Raw genomic sequence first — 8,836 nt, 5'->3', positions numbered from 1 at the left:
CGGTCCGTGTCCGCATCCGCCACGATCTTGATGAACCCGGCCGTCTCCCCCAGGGTCCGCGCCCTGGCAATCTTGTGCCCGTCGTAGCGCCCAATCTTGACCTGGTAACCGAGTCGCCGGGCCTCGCGTTCGGTGAGGCCCACCCGCCCGAGCTGCGGGTCACTGAACACGGCGTAGGGCACCACCCGTTCACGGATGGACAGGTCCGCGTGTTTCGTGACGTTCTCGTATACCACCCGCGCGTCGTCCCGTGCCGTGTGGGTGAACATCGGGCCGCCCCGCACGTCGCCCAGCGCCCAGATCCCCGGTACGTTCGTTTCCAGGCGGTCGTTGATTGGGATGAAGCCCTACCGCTGAAAAAGGAGAGAGGACGGGCCAACTGCTCCCATCCCCCTCTTTGCCCAGCTCTTGCTTACTTCAGAATTTGACCAGAAAGGCCGTGAAGTACATCAGGGCCACGCCCACAGTGAACCCCGCCAGGTTGGTCCAGTTCATCACCGAAGCGCTGGCCTTGCTGGCCCCGGCGACGGCGACACCCCCACCCGTTCCCAAAACGCCTGCTCCGACAGCGCCGGAATCCTCTTCAGCCGCCACCTTCTGCGTGTTGCGGATCACCATGCGGCCCACTTCCCAGACCACCTGCAAGATCGCGCCCAGGCCCACGGCCAGGAAGACGGTTGCCAGCACCGGGTTGAAGGCGAAACCCCCGATCCAGGTTCCCAGGATGGCGGGGCCACCGGCCAGCAGCGCCAGCAGCGCGAACTGCGACAGCGGCGGGCGTTTCTTGGTCAGCGGCGCAACGATGCCAACGCCCTCGGTGATGTTGTGCAGCGTGAAGCCCAGGATCAGGAAGGTCCCCAGCGCGGCCTGACCCAGCGCGAAGGCCGCGCCAATCGCCAGCCCCTCGCCCAGGTTGTGCAGGCCGATGCCGGTGGCGATGCGGTACGACACGCTTAGCGGTTTGGTCTCGCTCCTGCGCCCCGACACGGCGAACAGCAGCCCAACACTCAGGGCCGCGATCAGCAGAATGGCGGGCGTTCCCTGCCAGAAGGCCGGGAGTTCGGCGGCAAATTCCTGTGCGTCCAGATACGTGCCAATCGCCAGGTACACCAGCAACCCTACGGTCAGCGACAGAATAAAGTTCATGGCGTTGTCCGACAGGCGGCGCAGCAACGGATACCACATCATCCCCAGCAACACCGGCACCACGCCGACGTACAGCCCCACCAGACCGAAACGGGCGAACAGCGAGCTGCTGGCCTTGGGAGTCACGGTGGCGACGGGAATCTCGCCCTCGAAGATGGCACCCAGACTGCTCACGGCGGCCACCACGAGAGTATCGTCCTGCACCCAGGGATAGGGAATGGTCAGCGTCGCGCGGCCCAGCCGGGGAATCGGGCCGGGCTTGTCAGAAGTGAAGTTCCAGAAGGCGTCGTCCACCAGCACCTGCGCGATGGTAATGGCTTCCGGGCCGTCGTTGATGATGTTCATTTTGATGACGCCGCGTTCGGGTAGGGTGATGCGGCCAATCGAGATCTGCTCGATAGGCGGCCCCTTCAATTCCTTGAGGCCGCCCCCCGTGGCAACGAGGTACGCCAGCACCGCGCCGAGCAGCAGGATGGGCAGGATCGCCAGTCCCCACAGGCTGCTGGCTGAACGGGCAGGGGCGGGGGCAGATGCGCTCATACGTTCCTCCTGGCGGTGCTGCCGTTCATACCCAGTTCGTCCCAGCGGGCGTCTACCCCGGCTTCTTTAAGGGCAGCGTCATAATCTCCAGGTTCAACCACCTTGAAAAAACCCATCCAGCCCAGTTCAGTGAACTCGGAGATGTGTGGGTGGAACATGAAGTTGCCGGTGAACTTGTACTTGAATTCCAGGATGCCGCGCTGCCCCTGCCCCTGCATGATGGTGTCGATGATGCGGCTGGTGGGTTCCAGCGACGTGCCAGTGTCGTAGTAGTTAAAGAAATTGGCGTGCAGGTGGAAGCCGTTCATCAGATCGAATTCCAGAATGTTGACCAGGTAGATACGAACCAGTTCGTTTTTCTTGATGGGAATGGGACGCTGGGCATACTCGAAGGCCACGGTGTTGACCGCGTACACGTCGTTGGCTGCGTCAAAGTTGGTGTCGAAGCCGTTCATCACCATCACGAACTCGCGGGCGGGTGGGCGGTCCTCCCTGGGGTCCACGATGAACGCGCCGTACATGCCCTTGTGGATGTGCCTCTTGAGGCTGGTGGCGTGGCAGTGGTACAGGTGGCAGCCGAACGGCTCGGCGTCAAACTCGTACACGAAGCGTCCGCCAGGGGGAATCTCGCCGGGGCCAGCGCCAGGCACGCCGTCCATCTCCGAGGGGTGGACGCCGTGGAAGTGGATGGTGTGCGGGTGGTCACTCTGGTTGATGAAAGTGATCTGGAGACGGTCCCCCTCAGTGCAGCGCAGGGTGGGGCCGGGCACGCGCCCGTTGTAAGTCCACGCGGGAAAGAAGATGCCCGGCGCGATTTCGATGTCCTTGTTCTGCGCGATCATGGTGTACTGGCGCAGGGTCTGCCCGCTGGGGAGGGTGCTGACCTTGCCCGAATCCCAGTCGGTCAGCAGGCGCATCGGATCAAAGCCGTTCTGCTTGTGATTGACGGTTCCCACCGTCATGTTGTTGTCGTGACTACCGTGGGCCGCGTTGTTCTCGGCGGCCATCATTGCTTCGTGGTTTGCTGGATAATCCTTCTGGCTCTGGCCCAGAGCCGCGCCGCCCACCAGGGCCGCCGCGCCGCCCAGGCCAGCTTTGAGGACGGCCCGGCGGGAGCTGAAGGCACGGAGGAGATTCATGATGTCCATCCTGACCATGCCAGGTTATTTAGTGTATTCACACTCTATATTTAGGTATAACTAAAATAAAGTCAAGGTGAAGCTGCTCACTTGCAATAGGCCCAGGATGCCGAGTGTCGGTCATGGGTGGCTTCCATGCCAATGGCGGGAGGCCTCAACGGGGATAAGACATCATTCTGAAATTTTCGTACGCTAAGCAAAAAACGTCGTGTCAGACAGCCTCAGCGGCCTAGATCCCGATAGGTGCCGCTCGGCGGCACCAAGTCTTCTCTCCAGAGGTAGTCACCCGTCAGACCGATGTGTTCCCAGCCGAGTGGAGAGACATGGGCCAGCAATTCGTCCGGCACGGTCTTGCCTTCTGCCCGCACCGCATCCACGACCCGTCCCACGTAGGCCGTGTTCCAGACGCTGATGGCCATCACCACGAGTGAAGTTGCTACGGTTTATCGGAGGGTAAGTTAGGGATGACCGACACTGGAGGTCATCATGCCCAAGGCCAGAGAAATCTACACATCCGAATTCAAACAGGAAGCCATCCAGCTCGTTAAGACGACCAGCAAAAGCTGTGCCGAGGTCGCGCGTGACCTCGGCCTCCCCCCTCATTACGTCGTTCGCTGGCGACAGCAGCACGAGAAACAAGAGCAGGCTGGCCGCCCAGCCTTCACTGGGCGCGGCAACGCCGCGCTCAGTGCCCAGGAAGCGCGCCTCAAAGCGCTCGAACGAGAGCTGGACGTGACCCGTCAGGAGCGCGACATTCTAAAAAAGGCGCTGGCCTTCTTCGCCAAACAGCCTTGATCTTCCAGTTCATCACTGACCACCGGTACGAATATGCGGTTGACCGGATGTGCCAGGTGTTGGAAGTCAGTCTGAGCGGGTATTACGCCTGGCGGGGAAGGGTGGACAGTGGGCGCTGTCAGCAGGACGCGGTGCTGAGGGAGAAAATCGAGTTCTACTTTGACCGAAGCCGGGGAACCTATGGCACCCTTCGGCTGAAGGCCGACCTCGCGGAAGAGGACGGGCTGCAGGTCAGCCGCCGCCGAATTGGGCGACTGATGCGATCAGCGAACCTCATAGTTCGCTGTAAGCGGAAATTCCGTGCCACGACGCAATCAAAGCATTCGCATCCGGTGGCCGAGAACATCTTGGATCGTGATTTTCATGCGTCCGAACCGAACCAGAAGTGGGTTACGGACATCACCTATCTGCCGTGTACGGACGGCTGGCTCTACCTGGCGACCGTCATGGATCTGTACTCGCGGAAAATCGTGGGCTGGGCCATGCATGAACGCCTGGACACCCGCGTGGTCGTTCAGGCCCTGCAGATGGCCCTGAATCGCCGTCAACCAGGGGCAGGGTTGCTGCACCATTCGGATAGGGGCAGCCAATATGCCAGTGCAGCGTACCGGTAGGCATTGCAGCGCCTGGAGGCTGTGCAGAGCATGAGCAGGAAGGGAGATTGCTGGGACAACAGCGTGCAGGAAAGCTTTTTCGCGACACTCAAGACGGAGCTGGAATTGAGTAGGGCGCGAAGAAATCGCGCCCAGACGAGAACAGAGGTGTTTGAATGGATTGAAGTGTTCTATAACCGTCAACGCCGTCACTCATCTCTGGGCTATCGGTCGCCGGTCGCCTTCGAGGAGCACGCCCCCATCCCGAACTGACCTTCCACCAAAGTGTTGCAATTTCAAAGTGCCTGTACCGCCCAACGAAATCAACCAAATGAAATGAACGCACTTGGTGTCATAAAGACTACCTTAAAGTGGCGAAGTGCTGTGCGATGTCCCCACCTCTAAAGTGAAGCACTTCCAGAGAGGTCAGCATGAAAAGGAGAGACTGATGGAACACCGCGCACTGGGGAAATCAGGCATTCAGGTCTCTGAGATTGGGTTTGGCGCCTGGGCGATCGGAGGGGATGCCTGGGGCCCGGTCGAGGACAGCGCCTCGCTGAGTGCGATGGAGCGTGCGCTCGACCTGGGCGTTACCTTCATCGACACCGCAGACGTGTACGGCAACGGTCACAGCGAAACACTGGTCGCCCAAATCATCAAGGGCCGCCGTGACCAAATTGTTGTGGCCAGCAAAGGTGGCCTGATGGGTCACCACCGCGATCCCCAGCAAGAGCCGGTTTACGACCGTCCCGAGAAAATCATCGCAGCCTTCGAAGCCAGCTTGCGCCGGCTGGGCACCGAGTACATCGACGTCTATTTCGATCACATCTGGTGGAATGCCCCACGTGAGACCGAAGCGTTCCTGACGGCGTTCGCCCAGCTGAAACAAGAAGGCCGGGTGCGGGCCGTCGGCGTCTCGACCGATGACTTCGCGTATGTCCAGCAATTCAACCAGGGCGGCACACTGGATGTGGTGCAGCTCGACTACAGCCTGCTCAACCGCAAGGCGGAGCAGGACATCCTGCCGTACTGCCTGGAACATGGGATTGGCGTGGTGGTGCGCGGGCCCCTGAGCAAAGGCATGCTGACCGGAAAGTTTAGCCCTGAGACGCGGTTTCCGGAAGGCGATGTGCGCCACAACTGGCCTCAGGAGGCCTGGTATCAAACACAACTCGACCAAATGGAGCAGCTGCGGGTTCTATCCTCCGCCAACCGATCCCTCGGTCAGCTGGCCTTGCAGTTCGTGCTGAACCATCCGGCAGTCTCAGTGGCCATTCCCGGTGGCAAGACCCCAGAACAAGTCGAGCAGAATGTCCAAGCGTCCATCCGCCCCCTGCTCACGGAACAGGATCTCCGCCAGATCGAAATTGTCACCCCTGGCGCCCGGACATGACAGCGCAAGGCGGTGTAGCGCCGACTGCGCTGTCCGGGCAGGTAGCCCTCGTGACGGGAGCCAGCAGCGGGCTGGGCCGCGCCACCGCACTTGGCCTGGCCCGGGCAGGCGCGGACTTAATCCTGCTGGCCCGCAGCGAGCACGACCTCCAGGCCGTGGCCCAAGACGTTGAAGCGCTGGGGCGGCGGGCGCTGGTCTGCCCGGTTGACCTGGCCTCCGGGCCGGCGTTGATCGAAGCAGTGCAGCAGGCCATCCCATCCCTAGGCCGTTTGGACATGCTGGTGAACAATGCCGCCACAGACGTTCCAGGGTCGGTGCTTGACCTCGGTGCGGAGGAGTGGGATCACGTGCTGGACGTCAACCTGCGTGCGCCCTTTCTGCTGGCCAAAGCGGCGTTCCCGCACATGCAGCGGGCGGGACGCGGCACGATCATCAATGTGTCCTCGGTGGCTGGGAAACGGGGCTGGGCCAATGCGAGTGCGTACTGCGCCTCGAAATTCGGGCTGACCGGCTTCACGCAGGCACTGGCCGCAGAAGGCAAACCGCACGGGATCCGTGCTTGTGTGGTCTACCCTGGTGGCATGGCCACCAGCTGGGGCACCTTTGACGCCCACGCACGCGCAGACCAGAAGCCCCCTGCCGCATCACCCACAGACGCCCTCGCGCCGAAGCGGGTGGCGGATCTACTGGTCTGGATGTGCGCTGCGCCGCCAGAACTGGTGCTGAACGAGGTGGTTGTGACGCCTCTGAACGAAGGTGGGTGGCCCTGATGAGAGTATTGATCACTGGGGCAGGGGGGAGTCTGGGCCGGGTGCTGGCACCGGCCCTGCAGGAGAACGGGTATACCCCGGTGTTGATGGACTTCCGGCGGCTGGACACCCCGTACGAATTCATTCAGGGGGACGCGCGCAGCAAAACGGATGTGTTCCGGGCCGCCGAAGGTGTAGATGTCATTGTTCACGGCGCCGCGCTGCACGGCATTCACCTCCGCGACCATTCCCGGGACGAGTTCTGGAACCTGAACATGGAAGGGACGTACCACGTCTACGAGGCCGCCCGTGAGCACAGCATCGGGAAAGTCCTGTTATGCAGCACCATGGGCGTGTACGGTGCGAGCATCACCGTGCCTAACGACAGTTTCGCCGTCGTCACGGAGAATTTGCCTTGCCTGCCAGGAGATTTCTACGGGCTGACCAAGACGCTCGCCGAGGAACTGGCAAGCTTTTACAGTCGCGTCCACGATATCCGAACCATTTCGTACCGTCTGGGCATGTTCGTTCCCGAGACCTTTGTGCGCTACGGCTTCCGGCTGCTGAAGGGCGGGGTGGACGACCGAGATGTGGCTCAGGCGTTTGTGCTGGGGCTGCAGAATGACACGATTTCGTGTGACGCCTTCAACATCATGGCGGCCGTTCCGTTCTCACTCGAACAGTTGCCGTTGTGGCGCGAGAACCCTCGGGCGTTGGTCGAGGCTCAGTTTCCTAGCATCACAGAGCTGGTGGCCCAGCGCGGAGCAAACATGGATGACCTGCTGGGTGCCTGGGGTCAGGTGTATTGGTCGATCGAGAAAGCCAGGGCCGGGCTGGGCTACCAACCCAGGTATAACTTTGCGGAGTTTTACGCGGCATTGAAATCGGGGAACGACGCGCACTATCCTTTCGCGAACCTGCCCTGGTGGGGGGTGCCTGAGCAGGCTTGACGGTGGCGCCTGCACTGTCCTGGAAGACTCTCGACCCACTGGGCTGAACAAGGAAAGACACCAAAAAGCAAACGGGCCAATCCTAGATGGAATGGCCCGCCTCTTTTGGCAGATTGGCTTGATGCTGCCGTTCAGCCCGTTGTGAGAGAAGCTGCCCTCGTTGGCATTAGGCGCGAGAAACATGATGTTCAGCACGAGAGGGGAGATCAAGCCTCCAGCGGGCTGGATTGAGCCGAGAACGACTCTGGGTCCGTCAGTCTCAGTTGGATGCTCTGTTTGAGAGCGGAGCGCGCTGCAGGAGCTGGAGTCGGCGCTGGGCCATCCCAGTGACCCAAACCCGTGCAGGCAAACCGGAACGAGGCCAACCCAGAGCGTGGGTGACCAGATCTCGCAGGACGGTTGTGTTGCCTTAATTGGCCTCACGGCAGACGGAGGGCAGGGGTGGCCTGAATCTCAGGCCACCCCTGCCGCGACGGTTGACCACGTCTGGAACGCTTGGTTTTGGTTGCTTCTTCGGGTAGCGGCGGGAACACTGGTTCGGGAGTGATGGTGGAGGTTGTTGATCCGGGCGTGCAAATTCAGGAACGCTTGAGCGCGTTTTCGTCGTCTGAATCCTTGCTGACTTCGCTCTTGTCGCCGTGTGGATCGGTGTTCCTGCTCGACGATATTGTTCCACCTGGCCGTGGAGATCACCTGCTGGTGGTCGACGCCCTTCAGGCTCGGGATTTCCCGGATCGCGGCTCCGTAGCTACGGAGCTGATCGGTATGGATGACCTCTGGAACGTCATGCGCACTCAGCAGCCGAGTCAGGAAAGTCTTCGCCGCTTCAGTGTCCCGATGCCGCTGAAGGAGAATGTCCAGCACGAAACCGTGCTCGTCCACGGCCCTCCAGAGCCAGTGGCGGATACCATCGACGCTCGTGCACACCTGATACTGTCGGCCAATTCAGGTCGGGCAGATAGGGTGTTCTGCGCGTGGCGTCAAGTGGCGGGAGTCGGGTCTCGCCGATAATCTTCGCGGTAGGGCTGACCGGATTTCACGACTGCCAAGCCCACCCGTAACAACTTCCTTCCCAAAACCGTCAGCGCGACTTTCGGCGGTTTTCCTGCTGATCGCAAGTGACGGTAGAACTCGCCCATCCGGCTTTTGGAGTGCTTGGCACCGTAAGCGGCAAGGTAGGCAGTTCGACGCAGGTGAGCATTGCCCACTTTGGAAATCCGACTCCGTTTCCGTACACTGCTGCCGGACTCGAATGGTGCGGGAGCGATTCCCGCGTAAGCAGCGATCTGCGCACCATCCTCTAAGTGAGCGAAGCCGGTTGTGTTGCCTTAATTCGGGTTCAGGTATGAGGAGGGCAGGGGTGGCCTGAATCTCAGGCCACCCCTGCCGAGATCATTGACCACGTCTGGAAGGCTTGTTTCTGATTGCTTCTTCGGGTGGAGGCGGGAACACTGGTGCGGGAATGATGGTGGAGATTGGTGATCCGGGTGTGCAAACTCAAGAACTCTTGAGCGCGTTTCTGTCGTCTGAA

General features: G+C 61.1%; 5 protein-coding genes and 5 pseudogenes. 4 read left to right on the top strand and 6 right to left on the bottom strand.

What is annotated here, in order from left to right:
- From Q322_RS0118690 to Q322_RS0118675, 4 genes and pseudogenes are all read right to left on the bottom strand, one after another.
- Nucleotides 1-269, bottom strand: a pseudogene (locus Q322_RS0118690) (dihydrolipoamide dehydrogenase); the annotation flags it as partial.
- A gap of 148 nt (nucleotides 270-417) precedes the next feature.
- Nucleotides 418-1,686: a ZIP family metal transporter gene (locus Q322_RS0118685; protein WP_029479385.1), complete on the bottom strand. Its 1,269-nt coding sequence runs from the start codon at nucleotides 1,684-1,686 to the stop codon at nucleotides 418-420.
- A complete protein-coding gene (locus Q322_RS0118680; protein ID WP_084148093.1) occupies nucleotides 1,683-2,825 on the bottom strand; it encodes a multicopper oxidase domain-containing protein in 1,143 nt (380 codons plus the stop codon). Before Q322_RS0118680 ends, Q322_RS0118685 begins: the two co-directional genes overlap by 4 nt.
- A gap of 221 nt (nucleotides 2,826-3,046) precedes the next feature.
- Nucleotides 3,047-3,262: pseudogene (locus tag Q322_RS0118675) on the bottom strand (Tn3 family transposase); the annotation flags it as partial.
- A 46-nt stretch (nucleotides 3,263-3,308) separates the two neighbouring features.
- Here Q322_RS0118675 and Q322_RS23645 point away from each other — a divergent pair.
- The 4 genes and pseudogenes from Q322_RS23645 (at nucleotide 3,309) to Q322_RS0118650 (ending at nucleotide 7,305) form a co-directional block, all read left to right on the top strand.
- Nucleotides 3,309-4,486 (top strand): annotated as a pseudogene (locus Q322_RS23645) (IS3 family transposase).
- 175 nt (nucleotides 4,487-4,661) lie between these two features.
- On the top strand, nucleotides 4,662-5,606 hold the full coding sequence (locus tag Q322_RS0118660; protein WP_029479381.1) for an aldo/keto reductase: 945 nt from the start codon (nucleotides 4,662-4,664) through the stop codon (nucleotides 5,604-5,606).
- Entirely contained in the window at nucleotides 5,603-6,376 is a 774-nt protein-coding gene (locus Q322_RS0118655) for an SDR family oxidoreductase (RefSeq protein WP_029479380.1), read from the top strand. Before Q322_RS0118660 ends, Q322_RS0118655 begins: the two co-directional genes overlap by 4 nt.
- Nucleotides 6,376-7,305 carry an NAD-dependent epimerase/dehydratase family protein gene (locus tag Q322_RS0118650; RefSeq protein ID WP_029479379.1) on the top strand — a complete coding sequence of 310 codons (930 nt, stop codon included), beginning with the start codon at nucleotides 6,376-6,378 and terminating at the stop codon, nucleotides 7,303-7,305. The genes Q322_RS0118655 and Q322_RS0118650 overlap by 1 nt, the downstream gene beginning before the upstream one ends.
- Nucleotides 7,306-7,758: 453 nt before the next feature.
- Here Q322_RS0118650 and Q322_RS0118645 read toward each other — a convergent pair.
- A pseudogene (locus Q322_RS0118645) lies at nucleotides 7,759-8,235 on the bottom strand (DDE-type integrase/transposase/recombinase); the annotation flags it as partial.
- Nucleotides 8,236-8,285: 50 nt separating this feature from the next.
- Nucleotides 8,286-8,609 (bottom strand): annotated as a pseudogene (locus Q322_RS22800) (transposase); the annotation flags it as partial.
- Nucleotides 8,610-8,836 lie beyond the last annotated feature (227 nt).

The organism is Deinococcus frigens DSM 12807 (genome assembly GCF_000701425.1).
In the GTDB taxonomy this organism is placed as follows: domain Bacteria; phylum Deinococcota; class Deinococci; order Deinococcales; family Deinococcaceae; genus Deinococcus; species Deinococcus frigens.
The sequence above is the reverse complement of the archived record's forward strand: the minus strand, read 5'-3'. Positions and strand labels throughout refer to the sequence as shown.

Bases quoted from the DNA above. Each gene is read 5' to 3' on its own strand.
- Q322_RS0118685 (WP_029479385.1), bottom strand. From the start codon at position 1,686: ATGAGCGCATCTGCCCCCGCCCCTGCCCGTTCAGCCAGCAGCCTGTGG.
- Q322_RS0118680 (WP_084148093.1), bottom strand. From the start codon at position 2,825: ATGAATCTCCTCCGTGCCTTCAGCTCCCGCCGGGCCGTCCTCAAAGCT.
- Q322_RS0118660 (WP_029479381.1), top strand. From the start codon at position 4,662: ATGGAACACCGCGCACTGGGGAAATCAGGCATTCAGGTCTCTGAGATT.
- Q322_RS0118655 (WP_029479380.1), top strand. From the start codon at position 5,603: ATGACAGCGCAAGGCGGTGTAGCGCCGACTGCGCTGTCCGGGCAGGTA.
- Q322_RS0118650 (WP_029479379.1), top strand. From the start codon at position 6,376: ATGAGAGTATTGATCACTGGGGCAGGGGGGAGTCTGGGCCGGGTGCTG.